This is a genomic window from Paenibacillus ottowii, assembly GCF_006874425.1.
Taxonomy (GTDB): Bacteria; Bacillota; Bacilli; order Paenibacillales; family Paenibacillaceae; genus Paenibacillus; species Paenibacillus ottowii.
This window is the reverse complement of record NZ_VIJZ01000008.1, coordinates 96,349-118,903: the sequence shown is the minus strand read 5'-3', so window position 1 is coordinate 118,903 and position 22,555 is coordinate 96,349. Positions and strand designations below refer to the sequence as shown.

Genomic DNA, 22,555 nt, shown 5'->3' with positions numbered 1-22,555 from the left:
GATTACAGGATGGCAGCAAAAAAGGAAATTTCCGCAGGTGGCGTAGTGTTTCGCAAACAGGGGGAAGAGCTTGAAATTCAGCTCATTACCGACCGCTATGGCAAGACATCCTTGGCTAAAGGCAAAATGGAGCCGGGTGAAACGATCGAACAAACAGCTTTACGTGAAATTCGTGAGGAGACAGGGCTGAACGGCCGGATTATTCAGCATGTGGATATGATTGCTTATACGTACCAGCACCCGGAATATGGTGAAGTGGACAAGGAAGTTCATTATTATCTCGTAGAGGCACTGGATGGAGATTTACAGGCACAGATCGAAGAAATCAAAGGCGTTGCCTGGCATACGCCCGAAGAAGCATGGCGTCTTCAGCGTCAGGGCGGATATGACAACAATGATGTCATTCTAAGCAAGGCGCTGTCTATGCTAGGAATTAACGTTTAATCTTATGGGGTGACAAACGCTCCTCTATACGTGTCCACACCGGTAAATAACAGAGAGGCAAGGCAAGCAGAGAACTGATGACGTTAAACAGGGTTTGGGCATGCGCTACCTTGGCCCCGGGCTCGGTAGATATCCAGGTGGCAGCCATATCCAGCCCGGGAATCAACGGCATAAAGAGCAAGGCTCCGCCTACGTTCAGCAGCACGTGGGACCAGGCTACAAATTTGCCTGATACGCTGCCGCCAACAGCGGCAATCAAGGCAGTTACGCAGGTGCCTACATTAGAGCCGATAACGATGGCGATCCCTACATCGACTGGCAAGGCACTAGCAGCAGCAAGGCTGATTGCCATACCGATGACGGCTGCACTGCTGTGGACCAGTGCGGTCAGGCAGGCTCCAGCAGCGAAGGCCCACCACATGTTGGCTGCCGCGTGATCCAGAAACCAGCGGAATAGTCCGGCCTGCTCAATCCATGGGCCGACGGTTTGCATCACGCGGATACCTGCCAGAATCAGCGAAAATCCAGCAAAGACGAGGCTGATAAATTGGACAGCCTGCGGGCGGCTCAGCCTATTGGAGCCGGATGAAGCTCCGGCAGCTGCATACTGACGACTGGCAACCGTTTCCTCCCACAGGACGGCAGTGACCCAGCAGAGCAGTGACCCGCATAGCAACGGAACAGCCAGCTTGCCAAGCTGGAGCCCCATCAGCTCGGTTGTCAGACAGGTGCCGATATTGGTGCCAAGAATGATGCCGAGCGTGCGGCCGTAGGTCAACAGTCCAGCGTTGACCAGTCCGATCGTCAGCACCGTTACGGCGGTGCTGCTTTGCAGTAGAGCGGTAATGCCTGAGCTGAACAGCATCCCCCGCCAAGGGGAAACGGTAGCCCGATCCAGCCAGCGGGTAAGGAAGGGGCCGGCCAAATGCTGGAGGGCAGCTTCCATCAGCTTCATTCCGCCTAAAAAAATAAGCAGCCCACCGCATAGTGGGAGTATAACATGTATGAACACGGGCATAGTCCCCCTTTTCTAGGTGAGAATACTTATGTAACAGCCTATGATTTACCGAGGACAGCCATGACAAGCATGGCGGTGCTCTTTTTTACGAAACGATAATTTTGTAATTCAAGAATAGGAGTGAAGGATTTTGCCTTCAGTAATATTAGAACGCAGCCGCAAAAAAAGGCTGGAGCAAGCACACCCTTGGGTGTTTAAAAATGAAATAGCCAAGGTTGAGGGAGAGCCGGAAGCAGGTGATTTGGTCAGCATCCTGAACCATCAAGGGCGTTATTTGGCGACAGGTTACTATAATCCTGCCTCACAAATCACAGTGCGTGTGATGTCCTATGAGCCGCTGGAAGTGATGGACAAAAGCTTTTTCGCCCAACGTTTCCGCAATTGTTTGGAGCATCGCGAACGCTTTGTAACCGGGGGAAATGCTTATCGTTTGGTGTATGGTGAGGCTGATTTTTTGCCTGGGCTGATTGTAGACCGTTTTGGTGATGTGTTGGTCGTTCAGCTGTTAACGCTTGGCATGGATCGGCGCAGGGAAGAAATCAGAGATGCACTTGTTGAAGTCATGGGACCAGTTGGTATCTATGAGCGTAGTGATGTACCCATCCGCGAGCTGGAAGGATTGGAACAGACGAAGGGGCCTTTGTACGGTGATTGTCCGCGACATGTAGTGGTGACGGAAAACGGCTTGCAAATCAAGGTCGATATCGTAGAGGGGCAGAAGACAGGCTATTTCTTTGACCAGCGTGAAAATCGTGCGGCCATTGCGCCGTTGATGAGAGGCTGGGGAGCGCGTAGTGGAATAACGTTACAGGAAGTAGCTGCAAACCCAGGAGATGACGGCACAACGGTCCTGAAGCCTATGAATAAAAGTGGTAAGGTGGTTGAGTTCCCATTCTGGGACGGAGCAATCGTATTGGAATGCTTTTCCCATACAGGTAGCTTTACGCTCAATGCGTGTAAACATGGTGCGAAAAAAGTAACTTGTCTGGATATTTCGGAACATGCGATTGAAAGTGCTCGAGATAATGTCAAACTGAACGGTTTTGAAGACCGCGTCGAGTTTGTCGTCGACGATGCTTTTCAATATTTGCGCAATCAGGTGAAAGGTGTAGAGGAACGCACTGCGCGAGCAGGGGGCAAAGGAGATACATCCAAGCCGCTAACTGCGGGTGGCGGACGCACCTTTGACGTGGTTATTCTCGATCCGCCAGCTTTTGCCAAAACGAAGAATGCTGTTAAAGGAGCTATACGTGGATATAAAGATATCAACCTTCACGGAATGAAGCTCGTCAACGAGGGCGGATATTTGGTGACCGCGAGCTGTTCGTTCCATATGCGGCCGGAGCTGTTTTTGGACACGATTAAGGAAGCGGCAGCAGATGCTGGCAAAATCCTCCGACTGGTAGATTGGAGAGCGGCAGGTAAGGATCATCCTCAAATATTGGGTGTGGAGGAAGGTCATTATTTGAAATTTGCCATCTTTGAGGTACGCAGTCGGACACGGCTGTAGGTATCCCATCTTGTCATAGTTAAGCGACTTATAGACGATAAAGATAAATAGGTGAAACAAACTTATTTTTAGTAAAAAATCAGTCCTGTAGAGAAGGCTTGCATCAAGCCAACCTGCGGGACTATTTGTTTTTGAGAAGTGATCAATTGCTACAACATGGCAAACGTACGTTCTTTTTTCCCTTGCCTGATATGCTATACTATTTAATAGAATGTTTTTGGGTTAGAAAGGAGGCCGCATCATGTCGGTCCGCTTATTGATTGGCCGCTCTGGTAGTGGTAAAAGTACGTTAATCCGTCATGAAATGACGTCTATGTTACGCGAAGATCCATTTGGTAAGCCCATGCTGTTACTTGTACCAGAGCAATCGTCATTTGCTTCTGAGCATGCATTGCTCACCGAAGCTGGAAACGGGATTCAGGGGTCGGTGCGCGCCCAGGTGATGGGATTCCATCGTCTTGCCTATTTAGTCATGCAGGAAACAGGCGGTTCAGCACTAGTGCCTGTAACAGAAGAAGGCAAGAAGATGCTTTTATATAAGATTATTCGCCGTCGCAAGGATGAATTGAGTTTGTTTAAGGATTCAGGAGACCAGCTCGGTTTTGTAGATCGGTTGAATACGTTGTTTACGGAGCTAAAGCAGTACGGAAATGATGCTCGGTCTGTACCGGAGCAACTGGAGAGAATGCATGCTGCGGGAGAGTCCGCTCCGATATTAAGAGGCAAGCTTAAGGATATCAGTCTAATCTATGAGGATTTTGAACGGGAGCTGACGCTTAAATATATCGATGGTGAAGATACACTTCGTATGCTGACAGAACAGATTGCACAGTCTTCGCTTGTACGCGGAGCAGACATTTGGATGGATGGCTATCGGCGGTTTACACCCCATGAATACAAGGTGGTGGAGCAGCTTATGCTGCACGCCTCTTCGCTGACAGTGGCGTTGACCTGTAACCGCAGCTACGAAAGCGGACAGCTTCCGCATGAGCTGGATTTGTTTCATCCTTCTGCAGCTACTTACGTCAAGCTGAAAGGAATGGCAGAGGAGCTGATGATTGAAACGCAAACGCAGTTACTACGTCCCGATCCGATGCCTCGGTTTAAGGAGCGTCCAGCGTTGGCGTATTTGGAGGCTAACTTTGAACATCGTACAGGGCTGCGGAATCCGGGACACCGGATACGGCTTCAGCAGCTACGAGAGCAATGGGCAGATACGCAACCAGAGGGCATAAAACTGTATGCTGCGGCAAATCGCCGCGCCGAGCTGGAAGGAGCCGTACGCGAAATGCGCCGCCTGGCCCGCGAAGAGGGCGCGCGTTATCGGGAGATGGCCCTGTTTGTGCGTCATATAGAAGATTATGAGCCTTGGGTGGAGTCGATATTCAAGCAATATGAGGTTCCTGTATTTTTGGATCAGCGGAGAAGCATACTTCATCATCCCTTAGTGGAACTGATTCGGGCTTCACTGGATATCGTGCAGCGACGCTGGCGATATGAGGATGTATTTCGTGCGGTCAAAACAGATCTTCTGTTGCCGCTGGACGGTCGAGTGAGCCGTGAACAGATGGACCGTCTGGAAAACTATGTGCTGGCCTGTGGAATACAAGGCAGCCGTTGGACAGATGGCCGACCATGGCAGGCTGTACCCAGCTTGTCATTGGAGCTGGAGGAGCAGGAACGGAATCGTCAACGGGATGAAACGCTGGATTTGATGGAATTGTGCCGAGATGTGATCGTGACGCCTCTACATACGTTTGAGAAGCGTATGGGGAAGGCGCGAACGGCACTTGAGAAGTGTGAGGCCGTGTATTTGTTGCTGGAGGATGCAGAAATCGGTCACAAGCTGGACACCTTCATTCATCAGGCAGAGGAAGCAGGAAATCCCGAGCAGGCGAAGGAGCATCGTCAGGTATGGGATGCGGTGCTTGAATTGCTGGATCAAATCGTCGAAATGATGGGTGATGAGAGACTGGATACTTCTTTGTTTGCGGGTGTGCTGGAAACGGGATTGGCTGAGTTCCGTATGGGACTTGTTCCGCCGGCTCTGGATCAGGTTCTCGTCGGGAACACGGACCGTACGCGTGTATCCGGTATTCAACATGCCTTTGTGCTAGGGATGAATGAAGGTGTAATGCCGGCTGTGTTTCATGAGGATGGTGTGCTGAATGAGCAGGAACGTACGGCATTAAACGAACAAGGTGTAGACCTGGCGCCAGATATGACAAGACGTCTGTTGGACGAACGGTTTCTTGCTTATACGGCCCTTACCTCTGCCGGTAAAAGCCTGTGGATGAGCTGTGCGGTGACTGATGAAGAAGGCAAGCCGTTGCTGCCGTCAGAGTTAGTACGACATGTGCGGCAACTGTTTCCTGATCTGGACGAACGCCCACTGGCCGGATATCCTTTGCCTGGAGACGCTTGGACGACGCAATGGGAGTATGCTTCCCATCCATCTGAGGCTTTGCCCCAGCTCATCGCGCAATTACGTCATTGGCGGCGTGGTGGTGATATTTTACCTTCCTGGTGGGAGGTATATAACTGGTATGCCAATCAGCAAGGACATGAGAAGGACAAGCTGTGTCAGCTGTTGACTTCACTATTTTACGAGAACCATGCCGAAATGCAGAAGGAAACGAGTCGCCGTCTATATGGCAGCAAGCTGCGCACCAGCGTATCTCGTATGGAACGCTTTGTCGCATGTCCATTCTCGCACTTTGCCTCTCATGGTCTTCGCTTGAAGGAACGTCAAATGTATCGTCTGAAGGCCCCGGACATCGGACAATTATTCCATGCAGCGCTTGGTGAGATGGCGATCAATCTGCGTGAACGCAATGTCAGCTGGGGAAGCCTTACCACCGAGGAATGTCGCCGAGAGGCAGAAAGTACGGTGGAGCGTCTGGCTCCTCGCCTGCAAGGCGAGATTTTAATGAGTTCCAAGCGGTATGGCTATATTTTACGCAAGTTAAAAGACATCGTGAGCCGTGCTTCGTTAATTTTGGGTGAACATGCACGGAGAGGTAGCTTTGAGCCGATTGGACTGGAGTTGGACTTCGGACCGGGTCAGCCGCTTCCTCCGTTAAGCTTTCAGTTAGATAACGGTGTTGTGATGGAAATTGTTGGCCGGATTGACCGTGTAGATGTGGCAGAAGGAGAAAAAGGATTGCTTCTGCGTGTTATTGATTACAAGTCCAGCCAAAAGGATCTTAAGCTGCATGAGGTGTATTATGGCTTGTCCTTGCAAATGCTCACGTACCTGGACGTGCTGCTGAATGCGGCGGAGGAATGGTTGGGCGAGACTGCTTATCCGGCGGGTACACTGTATTTTCACGTCCACAATCCGATGCTACAATCACCTAATGGCCTTAGCGCAGAACAGGCTCGTCAGGAGCTTTTGAAACGTTTTAAGATGAAGGGATTGTTGCTCGCGGATCGGGATGTAGTTGGGCAAATGGATACAGCATTGGACAAGGGATATTCCTCTATTTTACCTGTCGCGGTGAAAGCAGACGGCAGTTTTTACAGCAGTGCTTCCGTTGCTTCGCCTGAACAGTGGGATAGCCTGCTAGCTTCGGTGCGTAACAATATTCGGACAATTGGTACACGGATGACAGAGGGCGATGTGGCCATTGAACCTTATCGTATCCAGCAAGAGACGGCATGTACTTTCTGCTCTTTTAAGCCTGTTTGTCAATTTGACGACAGTCTGGAAGGCAGTGGTTACAATCAATGGGTTAAACCGGGTAAGGATCAGGTCTGGGATCTGCTCAGCCATACACAGGAAGGGAAAGGAGGAATGAAGCAATGATAAGCACGTCAAACGCTAAAGGTGGCTTGCCCAAGCCAGAAGGAAGCATGTGGAGCGATGATCAGTGGCGTGCCATTTCGGAGTCTGGTAACAACATGCTGGTTGCGGCAGCGGCGGGTTCTGGTAAAACAGCAGTGCTGGTAGAGCGTATTATTCGCAAAATTATCGACCCCCAGCTCGGCTTTAGTGTGGATCGGTTGCTGGTAGCGACCTTTACGAAGGCTGCAGCCGCTGAAATGCGTCAACGGATACGCGAAGCACTGGAACGTGTGCTGGAACAGGAACCGGAAAGTGAACATGTGCGCCGCCAGCTATCGTTGTTGAATCGGGCTTCGATTACGACGCTTCACTCTTTTTGTATGGAGGTTATTCGTAGGCATTATCAGGCCATTCCTCTTGATCCCAGTTTTCGGATTATGAACGAGCATGAAACAGAATTACTGCGTCAAGAGCTTTTAGAAGAACTGTTTGAGGAAAAATATGAGGCCCATGATGAAGGCAGCACATTTCGCAGGCTGGTCGACTGGTTTAGTGGAGAGCGCACCGATGATGCAATGTATGTACTTGTTCAGCGGCTGTACGATTTTTCGCAAAGCCATCCTTGGCCGGAGCATTGGCTGCGGGAGATGGCAGCAGCATTTCGTGTACAGGATGTAGCTGCGTTGGGCGAGACTCCCTGGGTGCGCAGTATTTTGACGGATGCTGCCCTTTCGTTGCGCGGAGCAGCGAGTTTGCTCGAACAGGCGCATGAAACAGCTATCCAGCCCGGCGGCCCTGCGCCATATGCCATGACGCTGCAAGAAGATGCGGCGATGGTGAATGAATTGCTGCAGGCACTGGAAACACAGCCATGGGCGTCCTTGTATGATCATTTTCAAGTAGCGTCATTTGGTAAGCTCAAGCCAGTCAAAAAAGATCAAACTGAGCCTGCATTGCAGGAACGGGTTAAGACGTTACGCGAAGCCGCCAAAAAAATGATGACGGATATGAAGGCTTCCCTGTTCGGTAGGAGAGCAGAAGCTTATTTGGAAGAACTGCATGCAACGGCTCCTCTGATGGACGAACTGGTAGAAACCGTGATTGCTTTCGGGGAACGATTTCAACAGCACAAGCAGTCAAAAGGATTGGTGGATTTCGGAGATTTGGAGCATTATTGTCTGAAAATATTAAGACATCCCGACTCTACGCCGTACAAGCTGCTGCCGTCCGATGCTGCACTTGAATACAAGGCGCAGTTCGACGAGGTGCTGCTGGATGAGTATCAGGATACGAATACCGTACAGGAGGATATTGTCAAGCTAGTATCACGTGAGGAACCGGGTAACCGTTTTATGGTGGGAGACGTGAAACAGAGTATTTATCGGTTTCGACTGGCCGAGCCAGGGCTGTTTTTGAATAAGTATCAACGGTACGGCATGCAGGATCAGGAAGATGGCTTTTTGATTGATCTGGCGCGTAATTTCCGCAGTCGGGAGGAAGTTGTCGATGCAGTCAATTTGGTGTTCCGCCAGATTATGAGTGTGGATGTAGCAGAAATTGAGTACGATGAACGAGCGTGGCTCGTACACGGCGCGTCCTATCCCGAGAAGGCAGAGCAGGACGCTGTGTCTGCATACGCACCTGAGCTGCTGTTAGTTGATAAAGGCGGGCGTGGTCTTTCCGAGACTTCGGAGTTGCCTGAAACTGGGGACGAATCGGCTTTGCAGGAAAGTGAGCTGGCCGAGCTTGCTGAGCTTGAAACGGCTCAGTTAGAGGCCCGTGCAATCGCGCAACGGATCAAGGAGCTGACTGGAGATACTGGACAACCACTGTTGATTTACGACAGAGGATTAAAAGCGATGCGTCCAGCAGTCTACGGTGATATTGTCATTTTGCTTCGTTCAGCAAGCGTTTGGGCTCCCCTAATTGTCGAGGAGCTGCGGCTTGAGGGCATTCCTGCCTCGGGAGAGCAGACGACGGGCTTTTTTAAAGCAACAGAAGTTGAGGTGATGTTGTCCCTGCTGCATATTATTGATAATCCGCAGCAGGATATCCCGCTTGCATCTGTGCTTCGTTCGCCAATTGTCGGCTTGACCGAAGATGAACTGGCACAAATTCGGCTAGAGAAGCCGGATGGATTATTTTATGATGCATTGCTGGCGGCAGCAGAGAATGAACAAGTCGAGCAGAGTGTAAAAGGGATCTCTGCTGACGTTATGGAGATGGATCTTTTCACTGAGGACTCGTTATCTCCACTTGACCCTGTCCATAGGGATGACGGGAATACGTTGTCTGCCCGATTACGTTCATTTTTGCGTAATTTGGACGCATGGCGGCAGGAAGCCAGACAAGGCAGTCTAAGTGTATTGATTTGGAATGTGCTGGAGGAAACAGGATATCTGGACTGGGTGGGCGGATTGCCTGGCGGCTCACAGCGTCAAAGCAACCTGCGGGCTCTATATGACCGAGCGAGACAGTATGAAACTTCTACGTCCAACCGAGGCTTGTTTCGATTCCTGACCTTTATTTCTCGTCTACGGGAGCGAGGCGGTGATTTAGGATCGATCAGCGGGGGGGCTGAGCCCGATCAGGCTGTCCGCATTATGACCATTCATAAAAGTAAAGGACTTGAATTTCCTGTTGTGTTTATTGCGGGGACGGCAAAAATGTTCAATCAGCAGGATCTGAATGCACCGTTTCTTATGCACAAGGAATTGGGATTTGGTCCTAAATATGTGGAGGAGCAAAACCGTGTCAGCTACCCAACGCTGCCTAATCTAGCGATCCGTCGACGCTCACAGCTGGAGCTGTTGGCCGAGGAAATGCGGGTGCTATACGTAGCGCTTACGCGTCCACGTGAAAAGCTGATTATGACCGGAACTGTGAAGGATCTCGCTTCCCGCGCAGCGGGCTGGGCACGTGTCAAGGAGCATGCGGATACAGTATTACCAGACTATATGCTGGCGGCAGGCCGCAGCTATCTGGACTGGGTAGGTCCTGCGTTGATTCGGCATCCGTCTGCGATTTCGCTGAGGGAAGCAGCAGGCGATCAGGATGGGTACTTTCACAGGCTGGAGCACATGCCAGGGGCGGACTGGCTATTTAAAATTGTGGCCTCAGAAAAACTTTCTGGCTCTCGTGTGAACTCGAATCAAGAAGAGGTGTTGGCTGAAGAGCGGCAAAAGAAAACAGAAGCACTGAGAAGTGCGAAGCCAGTTGAATTGACCGAAGAGAGTGAAACGGATATTGCCGGTGCTCTTTCTTGGACCTACCCGTATGAACGGGCCGGCAAGACAGCAGCCAATACATCGGTCACGGAGATGAAAAGATGGCTGGAAATGCAGGAGATCGGATCGGACGATTGGCTGAATTTATCTTCTGTCTCCCAACAAGTCGACTTATCGGAGGATCGTGAAGATTCTGACACTCGGAGCAGTCAATTACACTTGCGCAGACCTAAGTTTATGGGCAATCAGCGGCTGACTCCTACGGAACGAGGGACGGTCTATCATACGTTGATGCTGCATTTGCCCCTAGATGGAGTAATGAGCGCTGAGGTCATTGAGGAAACAAAGGCTCGTTTGCTGAATCAACGCATTTTACTGGATGTTCATGCAAAGGCGCTGGATACGAATAAAATATTACGGTTTTTCACTAGTGAGCTGGGGTGCAGAATGCTAGGCTCATCCCGTATTCAACGTGAGCTTCCGTTTACTTATACCATGCGGGCCACCGATTACTGGAACCACAGCTTACCCGCGGTGCTGCCTGAACAGAAGACAGTTACGGAAGGCGGGCAGGACGATAAAGTTCTGATGAACGGGATCATTGACTGTCTGTTTGAAACTTCTGAAGGGCTTGTGCTGCTGGATTATAAAACAGACCGGATATCCGAATATCGTACGCTATCACACTTAACAGACCAATATCGTTTTCAATTGGAGCTGTACGCCCATGTGATTGAAGAGATTACAGGCAAAAAGGTTGCTGAGAAATGGTTGTATTTTATAGAAGCTGGAGAGTGTGTGCAGCTATAGTTAAGGAGAGGGGAATAGCATGCGGATTTTGCACACAGGTGATTGGCATTTGGGTCGTACGTTGGAAGGGCGCAGCCGTCTGAAGGAGCAGGAGGCGTTTTTGGAAGAATTGGTGAAAATGGCTGACGACCAGCAGGCGGATTTGATTATGATGGCTGGGGACGTGTACGACTCGGTAAATCCTTCGGCCGCTGCAGAACAATTGTTTTATGAAGCATCTGCGCGCCTTACAGCTGGAGGAAGACCGTTAGTGGTCATTGCGGGCAATCATGATCAGCCGGAAAGGGTAGCCTCAGTCACCCCGCTGGTAAGCGGGCGCGGAATTACATTACTGGGGCTGCCTCATGGGGAAGCAGTGCGCGTCCATACACCACGAACGGATGAAATGGCATGTATTGCAGCCTTGCCATATCCCTCCGAGTCTCGCCTGAATGAGCTATTGTCTGAAGACGGAGATGAAACCATATTACGTGAGGCCTATAGCCGCCGTGTGGGGATGCTGATGTCGCAGCTGGGTACAGCATTTCGGCCCGATACGGTTAATTTGTCGATGAGCCATATTTATGTACTTGGCGGGCTGGAGTCGGATTCGGAACGCCCGATTCAGGTCGGGGGAGCCTATACCGTAGATCCGTCTGCTTTGAGCATTGGAGCGCAGTATACGGCTCTGGGGCATTTGCATCGTCCCCAATATGTGAAGGGCGATGGACTGATGCGTTATAGTGGCTCTCCGCTGGCTTATAGCTTTTCCGAAGCTGGACAAGCCAAATCGGTTACGTTAATTGACGTGATTGCCGGCAAGCCAGCACAGGTTGAAGAACTGTATATTACCAGTGGACGCCCACTAGTGCGGTGGCGAGCACGGGGAGGTCTGGAGGAGGTATATCGTTGGCTGGACGAAGGACTGGATGCGGATGCCTTTATTGACCTGGAAATTACACTGGATGAAGCAATGTCGATGGGAGATATTCAACGGTTGCGCAAAAGCCGTGAAGGCATCATTCATATTCGCCCTGTGTACCCGGAAATGGCTGTAGCACAGTTGGAACACCAACGTTCAGAATTACCGGTTCATGAGCTGTTTCGGGCGTTTTACCAACGACAAACGGGCGGAGCACAGCCGGATGACGGATTAGTACAGTTATTTCTGGAACTGGTAGAACAGGATGATGCAAGAGACCAGGCTGAGGAGGGTGATGTATGAAACCGATCCTTCTGAAACTGGCGGGGTTGCAAAGCTACCGGGAGTCGCAGGAAATTCGTTTCGACGATTTGACCGAAACGGGACTGTTCGGAATTTTTGGTCCAACGGGTAGCGGTAAATCAACGTTGCTGGATGCCATTACGTTGGCTATGTATGGTAAAGTGGAGCGGGCGGTGAATGGTACACAAGGCATTATGAACCATGCCGAGGATACGTTGTCTGTAGCATTTACGTTTGAATTAATGTCAGCTCAAGGACCTCGCCGTTACCGTGTAGAAAGACGTTTCAAACGTGCAGGAGGCGTATCGGTTAATAATACGCTTAGCCGTTTTATTGCATACACAGAAGATGGCGAGGAAGTGCTTGCTGATAAGGTACAGGATGTGACACGCTGTGTGGAGGAGTATATTGGCCTGAAAATGGACGATTTTACACGCGCTGTCGTATTACCGCAGGGGAAGTTTGCGGAATTCTTGTCCTTAAAGGGCAGTGAGCGCAGACAGATGCTGCAGCGCTTGTTCCATCTGGAAAAGTACGGAGATCAACTTGCACAAAAACTGAGCCGCCGTGTGAAGGACAACGACATCGCCCTGAAAGCGTTGGAGGCGGAGCAGCAAGGGCTGGGGGATGCGAGTGCTGAAGCGCTTGAGCTAGTAAAGCAGCGCCTCCAAGAAGCAATTGCCCATGCAGAGACTTCACGCCGCGAGCTGGAGCGTGTTGCAAAGGAAGCGGAGGCGCTGAATAAAACACGGGAGCTAGTTATCGAGCTTAGCCAAAGAGTGAACGAGCTGGAGGAGATGGCAAGACAGGAGCCGGGCATTGCTTTGCTGGAGCGCAAGCTGCGACAAGCATCTGCAGCGGAGACGTTGCTGCCTGCACTGACGGATTGGAAGGAAGCCGTTGCCGATGCAGACAAACGACAAAAGAATGCTGAACAAATGGCAGTCCTGGCTGCCTCCGCAGCGGAGGCGGCGCTTGCATCTGTGCAAGCAGATGAGCAGGCGCGGCAAGTACTCAGTGCCGAAGAACCAAAGCTATTGCTTCGTATCGATCAATTGGAGCAGGCACTTCAACTGGAACGTGATACGGAAGTGTTGCGGACCGAACGGGAGCGTTTGGCGGCCGAACTAGCACATAGTGAACAAACCCTTGCGGAGCATGCCGCAGCTCTTGCAAAGGAACAAGAGTTACAGACACGAGGTTTGAAGCGGCAGCAGGAGCTTCAACAGGAGCTAAAGCAAAATGAAGTGCGGGCAGATGAGCGGCGTATGCTGCAAGAGGCAATGCAGCGATTGCAACAGCTGGAGACAGCGCATGAGCAATGGCGTGAAGCTGAACAGGAGTATTTAACTCAGGAGAAACGACTTGCGCTAGCAGACGAACGTCTAAAGCTAATGGAGCAGGAGACACAGGAGACCGAGGCACGACGTTCTGTCCTTGCTGCCCAGGCGGCTGAAGGCATTGAGGCGTTGCTGGCGCTGGAGTCGGAAATTACAGCCGACGTGTCAGCACTGGCTGCCGAGGAGGAGCAGTTGCGTCATGAGCTTCGTGCCGAGGAGCTCGGGCGTCTCGCGCAGCACCTCGCTACCGAGCTGCGCGAAGGAGAGCCATGCGCAGTGTGTGGCTCTCTGCATCATCCTGCGCCTGCCGCTATTGCGTCCCATAGCGCAGATTCCGCCGCGCCTGATGAGCTGCACCGCCTGCGGCTTGGCTTGCAGGAGCTGCGCCTTACGCTGCGCCAGCAGCTGCACGAGCAGCGCAGCTTGTTGGTGCAGCCTACCGCCACAGACAGCGGCGCTGCCGCCACGGGCGAGCCAACTGCGCCCCTGGCAGCGCCAACTGTGGCGCGTGGTGTCGCTGCATGGGCGGAGCGCTGTGCAGCGCTGGAGCGCGCTGCGGCTGAGCTGGCAGTTCGCGCGCATACACTGCCTGCCCAGGCACAGGCACTGCGTGAGGCAGACGCCGCCGGACAGCAGCGCCGTATCCGTGCAGCCGCCGAGCAGGAGGCGGCGGTGACAGCGCTGGCGCTGGCGCGGAGCAAGCGCGAGGCATGTACCACGCGCAGCGAGGGGCTGCGCGCCGAATGGGCGGCGCAGCTGCCGGATGTCGGCCCGGACCAAGCTGCGGAGCGTTATCGCGCCATGCAGGAGCGCGACCGACGTACGGAGGAGCTGCGGTCCCGGCTGGAGACAAGTGTCACCTTCCTCGAAGAAAAGGCAGTGCGTGTACAGCAGATACAGCAAAGCATCATCGAGGAAGACAAAATCATTATTGCCCGTCGTACAGGGCTGCAAAGCAAAGATGAGCTGCTGCGTGAAAAGTTAGAACAGCTCCAAAAGTGGGTTGGAGAAGGCCGAGCAGCTTCATTGCTGGAAGAAGCGACCTCACGCTTGCTGGGACTAAAAAATGGGGCCGAAGCGGCAGCACGACGCCGTGCCGAAGCGGAAGAACGCAAGCAGCAGGCCGTTCATGCTTCACTGATCGCGCGCCAGGCTTCCGACTCGGCAGAAGAAAGACGGCAGACGGCAGAATCCCGTTGGGGCACCCGTCTGGAAGCTTCCTCTTTTGCTACGGAAGCGGAGGTCGTGGAATGCTGCCTGGGACCAGAAGAAGCAGCACGTTATGAACATGAAGTGAGTGTGCATCGAGAACGGGAGAAGGAGCTGACTTCCCGCTTAAAGCATGTCGAGGAGCAGCTGAATGGAGCAACAGTAACAGAGGAACAGTGGGAAACGACCACTGCGAGGCTGCGTGATTGTCGTGCAAGCGACGAAGAGGCGCTTCAGAATCGCGCCAAGGCTGAGCGTGATTTAGAGGACTTGCAGCGTCGGCACGTCCGCTGGATGGAGCTGGAGTCCAATCGTATACACCTGCGTAGTGAGGCAGAGAAAATGTCCAAGCTCCAGTCGGTTTTTCGCGGTAATGCCTTCGTTGAATATATTGCCGAGGAGCAGCTTATGCAGGTCAGTCAATCGGCTTCACGCCGCCTGCGTTTTCTGACTAAGCAACGTTACGCGCTCGAAGTAGATTCGAGCGGTGGTTTTGTCATTAGTGACGATGCCAATGGTGGGGTTAAACGGCCGGTATCGACCTTGTCCGGCGGGGAAACATTCCTGACCTCATTGTCACTTGCACTTGCGCTGTCGGCTCAAATTCAGTTGCGGGGTCAATACCCTCTTCAATTTTTCTTTCTGGATGAAGGCTTTGGTACGTTGGACCCTGAACTGCTTGACACCGTGATCACCTCGCTCGAAAAGCTGCATCACGATCAACTATCTGTTGGTGTGATTAGTCATGTCCCTGAATTACGGGCCCGTCTCCCACGCAAGCTGGTTGTTCTGCCTGCAGAGCAAGCTGGTGGAGGCTCTCGTGTGGTTATGGAAACATTTTGAAATAATGTGATACAGATCATAGATACAGTTTCAAACTGTTGTTATAATACAGCTAAGCCGACAAGTTAATCATACAGCACCCCGGCGGACGTATGCTGTGGAAGAAATCTTCCCGTCATACGTCCGTTCAGAGGGGCTCTGCCAAGAGCTCCCGGGGTGCTTCTTTTTTTTGCAAGCATGAATTCGCCCAATTTGGTGTAGCACATAGCCCGTTTTTGAATAACATACGGTATACATGCAAAAGTCTAGGAGGAAACGACCATGGAAAAAAGCATGACTACCGAAAATGTTACAGCACCGCAACAGATGGATGCTAAAACACTATGTCAACAGCATATGCATCGTTATGTATGCGTATGGGTAAAAGACGGGACAACGTATGACGGGATTGTAGAGCATGTGGATGATGAAAAGTTATACTTAGCTGTTCCTATGGGTGGAGAAGAAATGGAGAATGTGAATCTTCCCTATCCGCCTAACAACTGTGGATGCGGCTCCCGTGCTTATGGCGGCTATGCACCTTATTATCCTCCATACCCTTATCCGTATCCTTACCCTTACCCAGTCCCTGCTTATGCCTACGGATTCCCATACGGACGTCGCCGCTTTAATCGTTTGGTTCTGCCACTTGCTGCGTTGACAGCAATTAGCTTACTGCCTTATTACTAAACTTATCTTCTTAGTTGCTAGAATCTTCTTAGTTTGTGAAATTATCGTGTAACTCTCTGCTCTCTCCCGCCTACAGCTCTTGTAATGTACAAGTGCTATATAGGCGCATCCATACATCATCACTATGCAAGGCTGTTTCTTCCAGTATGGAGAAACAGCCTCTTTTTCACATCTACGGTTTCATTACCCATTGGGCCTATTATACAACTTAATGAAAAGAAGCTATAAACCATGTTAACATCAAGTGTATACAGGTACATAAGAAGGATGAAGGATATAAAAAGGATGTACAGTACAAAACAGGCAGGAGGATATCGTGAAAAAATATGTTTCGATTTTATTAGATATAGAGCTTAAAATTCGCGAGGGACAATATAGATCTGGTTACAAGCTGCCATCGGTCCGTGATGCTTCGGAGCAATACAAGTGCAGTAAAAGCACAATTCTGCGAGCTTATGCTGAACTTGAAAGGAAGCATGCCATTTATTCCGTACCGCAAAGCGGATACTATGTAGTGGAAACCCACAGCGATGTACACCATGGCCATAGTTCAGACTGTGTTGATTTTGCTTCAGCATCCCCGGATTTAAATGTATTTCCGTATCTGGATTTTCAACATTGTCTAAATCAAGCTATTGACACCTATAAATATCATCTGTTCACTTACGGGGACTCGCAAGGACTGGAAACATTGCGTTATACGCTCGTCTCGCATTTGGCCGATACTCAGGTATTTGCAAAAAAGGATCGGATTATCGTTACTTCAGGGGTTCAACAGGCATTAGAAATACTCGCCAAAATGCCGTTTCCCAACGGTAAAGAAAAGATTCTGGTCGAGCAGCCCAGCTACGATATTTATTTGCGTTTTTTGGAGGAAGAAAGCATACCTGTCAATACGATTGCCCGTACAGCGGAAGGGCTCGATTTTTATGAGCTAGAGAATCAATTTAAGCAGGAGAACATCAAATTTTTTTATACGATGTCAAGGCATCATAATCCGCTAGGTATCTCATATAACACAGAGGAACGAAAAACCATAGCTGCCTTAGCTGCCAAATATGATGTGTTTATCGTAGAAGATGACTATATGGCTGATTTGGGAGTTGATCCTCTTGTTGATCCCATTTACGCATACGATCAAACGGAGCGCACTATTTACTTGAAAAGCTTCTCGAAAATCATTTTCCCTGGTTTGCGCTTAGGGGTTGCGGTCCTGCCAGAAAACCTATTAGAGACGTTCAGTACCTATAAAAGATATGTTGACACATCGATTCTGTCTCAGGCAGCACTTGATATCTATATTAAAAATGGAATGTATGAGCGTCATAAACACACCATATCCAAACTGTATTCGGAGCGCATTCATATTCTGAACAAGGCGCTGGAGCGATACAATCAGACCGGGTACATTCAAACTCCAGCTGTAACCTCAGGCGTTTATACGCCGTTTAAGCTGCCGAGGACGGTGAATTTAGAGCGTTTGGTATACAACCTTAAGGCGAGAAACATCCAGGTTGTAGCTGGCAAAGGCTTTTATTTATCAAGCTACAGGGAACAACAAAAATTTTTGCGCATCAGTATTTCGCGTGCTCAGCCAGAGCAAATTGATCAAGGTGTCAAATCTATAATAGAGGAAGTTAGTAAGGGGAACTGGTATTAAGCCCCATTTTCCGTTATGATACATATAGAAACACAGGCATAGCCAATCATGATTGGTTATGTTTCTGTTTGGTGTGGAAAATACATAACTTTGAATGCCGAGAGCAAGCTGCTATGTTTAATGGCTTAGAATCGGCTCACTGCCAAAGGAGGGTTTTGAATGGACGATCTGTTTTTGAAAATTGTGGATGGAAGCATTCCCAGTAAAAAGGTGTTGGAAACCGACAATGTGCTCGCATTTCATGACATCCAGCCTGCGGCGCCAGTACACGTGCTCATTATTCCAAAAAAATACATTCCTTCAATGAATGCTGTAACGGAGGAGGATCTCCCACTTATTGCAGAGATTCATCGTGTTGCGATTGAGGTTGCAAAAAAATTGGGAATCGCTGAGTCTGGTTATCGGTTGATTAACAACTGCGGTCCGGATAGTGGACAAGCGGTAGGGCATCTGCACTATCACTTGCTGGGCGGCGCCCAATTGGGTGCCTTGACAGGTATTTCAGACTCGCATGCTTAAAAATGACAGAGCTATTCTTTTCAGTAATGCGGAAGTGAGGGAAAAAAAGTCCTTCTATGTACTCATTTTTTCTTATAGGTTGACACCTGGTTTCCGTTTCACCTATAATAAAATTTGATGAACCGTGTTATTGCTCTTGGACGGTCTGGTCGGAGGGAGGGAAAACTGGTGTCTGAAACTAAAGTTCGCAAAAACGAGACAATTGATGCTGCACTTCGTCGCTTTAAACGTTCCATTGCTAAGGATGGCGTATTGGCTGAGGTGAAGAAACGCAAGCATTATGAAAAGCCAAGCGTAAAGCGCAAGAAAAAGTCCGAGGCTGCTCGTAAGAGAAAGTTCTAGGAGGATCTAAGTAATCATGAATTTGAGCGAACGATTGAACGAAGATATGAAGCAAGCAATGAAGAGTAAGGACAAGTTCAAACTCTCCACCATTCGAATGGTTCGTTCTACGATTAAAAATCTTGAAATAGATTTGAAACGGGATTTGGACGACAACGAAGTGCTTGATATTCTGAGTCGTGAGATCAAACAGCGAAAAGATGCCCTCCATGAGTTTGAAAAAGCAGGTCGTGATGAACTTGCGACAAGCACTAAAGCAGAAATAGAGATCATCGCTCAGTACCTTCCTGAACAACTTTCTGAAGAAGAAATTAAAGTTATTGTACAGCAGACCATCCAGGAAACCGGTGCTTCTTCAAAAGCCGAGATGGGGAAAGTAATGGCGGCCTTGATGCCTAAGGTAAAAGGTCGTGCTGACGGTAAGCTCGTGAACCAAGCGGTTCAGCAATTTCTGCAATAAACCTGAGACAAACAGGAAAACACAACACCCTCTGTTTACAGAGGGTGTTATTTCTATTTGCTTGGTGTCTACCGTAAAATGGAATGGTGGGGGAACACCTTTATGAAAGCGTTATCTATAATTGTGTGAAACGTGTGGTCTGTTAGAGGCGTAAAGTATGTGACAGGCGTCAGGATTAGCAATATACCCAATAATTTCACATTAAATCCTGAAAACTGTATAGTTTGTCTAACAAAGTTTGGTATGCTGTAACAAGGAAAGATCGAAAGGGGGGAAAGAAATGCATAGACAAGATCACCACTCCAGCCGTAAATTGATCTTTTTAACGTTGTGGATTATGATATCCGTTTTGTTATTACCCTTAGTTTATTCTGGATCAGCGGCAGCTCAAACAAAGGGTGGAGCTGTGTTTGTTATACCAGTTGATCAGGAAATTGAACAAGGTCTGGGCAAATTTATGGAACGTGGATTTGCAGAAGCAGTTGATTCCAAAGCCGGTCTGATTGTACTGGATATTAACACTCCCGGCGGACGGGTAGATACAGCGGAGAAGCTGGGTAAACTGATCAAAGACAGTCCCATTCCGACCGTTGCCTATATCAAAGGCGAAGCGGCCTCAGCGGGTAGCTATATTGCGTTGAGTGCCAACAAGATTGCTATGAAACCAGGGAGTATTATTGGAGCAGCAGCGTTAGTAGACGGCAGGGGGCAGGCTATTACCGATCCTAAAACGGTAGCTTGGTGGAAGAGTAGCATGGCATCTGCTGCAGAAGCTGGCGGTCGCAATCCGGATATTGCCAGAGGTATGGTCGATCCCAAAACAACGGTCTCTATTCCGGAGATGAACTTTAATAAGGGAAATGGGCAGATCATTTCTTTAACCAGTGAGGAAGCGCTGAAGTTGGGTTATGCGGATCACATCGCGTCTTCAGAACAAGAAGTTATCCAGTGGATGGGCTACAGTACGGATGATGTTATCCATGTGGAGCGCACATGGGCTGAGAAAGCAGCCGAGATATTGACCCATCCGATCGTGCAGACCTTGCTTTTATTTATCGGTATTGCAGGTGTAGTTATTGAACTGCTTGTACCCGGTTTTGGTGTGCCGGGAATTTTGGGTGTACTCGGGTTTGGCTTGTACTTTTTTGGTAATTATATTGCTGGCTTTGGCGGTTCGGAGACATGGCTATTGTTCATTATCGGTCTGGCTCTGCTTATACTTGAAATGTTCGTTCCAAGCTTTGGCATTCTGGGTATATTGGGTTCGATCAGCCTTGTCGCGGGTGTAGTCCGTGCAGCATATAACATGCAGCATGCGTTTATATCTTTGGGGATTGCATTTGCAGCGGCTGTTGCCGTGGTGGCAATTATCGCGGTTGTCTTCAAGGACCGAGGGATATGGAACCGTTTTATACTTCAGGAAAGTTTGACGGCTGACCAAGGGTTTTCTTCGGTTGTGAATCGGGAGACGCTACTAGGTCAGAGGGGGGTCAGTCTGACTCCATTACGTCCAGCTGGGACGGTGCTAATCGCTGATGAGCGAGTAGATGTCGTAACGAACGGGGAATTTATCGCCCCAGATATGCCAATTATCGTATCCAAAGTAGAAGGCGGGCGAATTGTCGTCAAGGCAGACGCAAGCGTCTAAGTAAACAACGAAGAATTAGATTAATGGAGGTTGATGCGAGTGTTCGAATCGGGTATTGTCAGCATTTTGCTGATTGTCGTAGTAGTGATTATTGTTTTGAGCGTGTTTTTTAGTTTCTTCCCGGTGATGCTGTGGATTTCGGCGTTGGCTTCAGGTGTGCGGATCGGTATCATTACGCTGGTAGCTATGCGGTTGCGGCGTGTCACACCAAGCCGAATTGTCAATCCCCTCATTAAGGCAACCAAAGCTGGCCTGGGCTTAAATATCAACCAGCTGGAAAGTCATTTTCTCGCAGGAGGGAATGTAGACCGAGTGATCAATGCGTTGATCGCCGCGCAGCGGGCTAACATTCCGCTTGAATTTGAACGTGCGGCTGCGATTGACCTGGCGGGACGGGATGTTCTACAAGCGGTCCAAATGAGTGTTAATCCGCGTGTTATTGAGACACCTATTGTTGCTGCCGTCGCCAAGGATGGTATCGAAGTGAAGGTTAAAGCTCGTGTTACGGTGCGTGCCAACATTGATCGGCTCGTCGGCGGTGCCGGAGAAGAAACGATTATTGCTCGGGTTGGGGAAGGGATCGTAACAACGGTTGGTTCCAGTAATTCGCATAAAGACGTGCTGGAAAATCCGGATTCCATTTCGAGAACCGTATTGTCCAAAGGTTTGGATGCAGGGACAGCATTTGAAATTCTATCCATTGATATTGCAGACGTTGATGTAGGCAAAAATATCGGTGCCTTCCTGCAAACAGAGCAGGCAGAAGCAGACAAACGTATTGCGCAGGCAAAAGCCGAAGAGCGGCGTGCGATGGCTGTGGCACAGGAACAGGAAATGAAGGCGCGTGTCGTAGAAATGAGAGCACGCGTGGTGGAATCCGAATCCGAAGTGCCTCTGGCAATGGCTGAAGCGCTGCGAGGCGGCAAACTAGGCGTCATGGATTACATGAATTTAAAAAATGTTGAGGCAGATACGCAAATGCGTAATTCCTTAGGTAAACCGAATGAGAACTCGGGAAATGATAACAAGAACCGGGATTAATTAACGGGATATAGCTAATGAATTAGGCAGTTAGGCGGTGAGTGATGAACTTTATCAGTTGGATCTTAGATCATTTGTATATCCTGATCGTGATTGGCTTTGCGCTGGTATCCTTCTTGGGGAAAAGCATTCAAAGCGGAGAGCGGAAATCTCCGCCGCGACAAGGGATGCCTACCTTTGGTGGTGATCATGGTTCCCGAAGACCCTCGACGTCAACCAGACCTTTCACAATGGAACCAGAGCAAGAGCGACGTCGGCAGGACGTTACTGGAGAATTGCAGCGTCAATTTCCTAATGAACGACGGGCGGTAATGGAAGCCCGTCGTATAGAAGAAGCAGGAGATGGGGTAGCAACAGAAGAAGGGATGAATCGCGATTTATCGGATAACAGTACGACTCTAGAGGATCGAATCCGTGCTATGGAAGAAGAGCGTAGATCGGTTTTATCCCGTTTCGATCGTATATCCAATGTTAGAGATTCGGGAGAAATCACAGATGAGCCCAAGCAAACCTCGCAAGCGCATAATGCAGTGAATGTGTCTGATCTTCGTAAAGGTGTAATTTGGACAGAAATATTAGGCCCTCCGCGTTCCAAGCGTTATATGGGTGGAGGAAGACGTTAAATGATAATGAATCCGTCACGGCTTTGGCTGTGGCGGATTTTTTTACGATATTTTTAGCAATACGTAATCATGCTGGAATAAAAAAAGACGCAACGACGAATGCTCTAATTATCTAACAAGGAATGTGATGGCCTCATATAAACTACATTAATCTTACATTTGTTGTTATCAAAAAAGACGTCATAATGTCTAATTTGGAAA

General features: G+C 49.6%; 15 protein-coding genes. 14 read left to right on the top strand and 1 reads right to left on the bottom strand.

Features of this window, described 5'->3' with window-relative positions:
- Positions 1-9 precede the first annotated feature (9 nt).
- A complete protein-coding gene (locus tag FKV70_RS18585; protein WP_064796020.1) occupies positions 10-444 on the top strand; it encodes an NUDIX hydrolase in 435 nt (144 codons plus the stop codon).
- Here the strand turns inward: FKV70_RS18585 and FKV70_RS18580 are convergent.
- Positions 434-1,456 (bottom strand): Na/Pi cotransporter family protein, encoded by a 1,023-nt coding sequence (locus FKV70_RS18580; RefSeq protein ID WP_142613783.1) that lies wholly within the window; start codon positions 1,454-1,456, stop codon positions 434-436. The two genes, FKV70_RS18585 and FKV70_RS18580, sit on opposite strands and share 11 nt — an antisense overlap.
- Positions 1,457-1,592: 136 nt before the next feature.
- On the opposite strand from FKV70_RS18580, the gene FKV70_RS18575 reads away from it, so the two are divergent.
- From FKV70_RS18575 to FKV70_RS18515, 13 genes are all read left to right on the top strand, one after another.
- The gene (locus tag FKV70_RS18575; protein ID WP_142613782.1) at positions 1,593-2,972 is read left to right on the top strand and encodes a class I SAM-dependent rRNA methyltransferase; all 1,380 of its coding nucleotides are present in this window, start codon (positions 1,593-1,595) and stop codon (positions 2,970-2,972) included.
- A 241-nt stretch (positions 2,973-3,213) separates the two neighbouring features.
- Complete coding sequence (addB, locus tag FKV70_RS18570; RefSeq protein WP_142613781.1) at positions 3,214-6,780, top strand: helicase-exonuclease AddAB subunit AddB; 3,567 nt, start codon at positions 3,214-3,216, stop codon at positions 6,778-6,780.
- On the top strand, positions 6,777-10,796 hold the full coding sequence (gene addA, locus FKV70_RS18565) for a helicase-exonuclease AddAB subunit AddA (protein ID WP_142613780.1): 4,020 nt from the start codon (positions 6,777-6,779) through the stop codon (positions 10,794-10,796). The genes addB and addA overlap by 4 nt, the downstream gene beginning before the upstream one ends.
- A gap of 19 nt (positions 10,797-10,815) precedes the next feature.
- Complete coding sequence (locus FKV70_RS18560; protein WP_142613779.1) at positions 10,816-12,000, top strand: exonuclease SbcCD subunit D; 1,185 nt, start codon at positions 10,816-10,818, stop codon at positions 11,998-12,000.
- A complete protein-coding gene (locus tag FKV70_RS18555) occupies positions 11,997-15,392 on the top strand; it encodes an AAA family ATPase (RefSeq protein ID WP_142613778.1) in 3,396 nt (1,131 codons plus the stop codon). The genes FKV70_RS18560 and FKV70_RS18555 overlap by 4 nt, the downstream gene beginning before the upstream one ends.
- 261 nt (positions 15,393-15,653) lie before the next feature.
- On the top strand, positions 15,654-16,061 hold the full coding sequence (locus tag FKV70_RS18550; RefSeq protein ID WP_142613777.1) for a hypothetical protein: 408 nt from the start codon (positions 15,654-15,656) through the stop codon (positions 16,059-16,061).
- Positions 16,062-16,377: 316 nt separating this feature from the next.
- Complete coding sequence (locus FKV70_RS18545; protein ID WP_142613776.1) at positions 16,378-17,721, top strand: aminotransferase-like domain-containing protein; 1,344 nt, start codon at positions 16,378-16,380, stop codon at positions 17,719-17,721.
- Positions 17,722-17,880: 159 nt separating this feature from the next.
- A complete protein-coding gene (locus FKV70_RS18540; RefSeq protein WP_063210089.1) occupies positions 17,881-18,240 on the top strand; it encodes a histidine triad nucleotide-binding protein in 360 nt (119 codons plus the stop codon).
- A 168-nt stretch (positions 18,241-18,408) separates the two neighbouring features.
- Positions 18,409-18,582, top strand: coding sequence for a 30S ribosomal protein S21 (gene rpsU, locus FKV70_RS18535; protein WP_005547957.1), 174 nt, complete (start codon positions 18,409-18,411; stop codon positions 18,580-18,582).
- Between the two features lie 16 nt (positions 18,583-18,598).
- Positions 18,599-19,042 (top strand): GatB/YqeY domain-containing protein, encoded by a 444-nt coding sequence (locus tag FKV70_RS18530; protein ID WP_063210090.1) that lies wholly within the window; start codon positions 18,599-18,601, stop codon positions 19,040-19,042.
- A gap of 280 nt (positions 19,043-19,322) precedes the next feature.
- A complete protein-coding gene (locus FKV70_RS18525) occupies positions 19,323-20,690 on the top strand; it encodes an NfeD family protein (protein ID WP_142613775.1) in 1,368 nt (455 codons plus the stop codon).
- A gap of 39 nt (positions 20,691-20,729) precedes the next feature.
- Entirely contained in the window at positions 20,730-21,731 is a 1,002-nt protein-coding gene (floA, locus tag FKV70_RS18520) for a flotillin-like protein FloA (RefSeq protein ID WP_269452450.1), read from the top strand.
- A 44-nt stretch (positions 21,732-21,775) separates the two neighbouring features.
- Positions 21,776-22,354, top strand: coding sequence for a hypothetical protein (locus FKV70_RS18515; protein ID WP_142613774.1), 579 nt, complete (start codon positions 21,776-21,778; stop codon positions 22,352-22,354).
- Positions 22,355-22,555 lie beyond the last annotated feature (201 nt).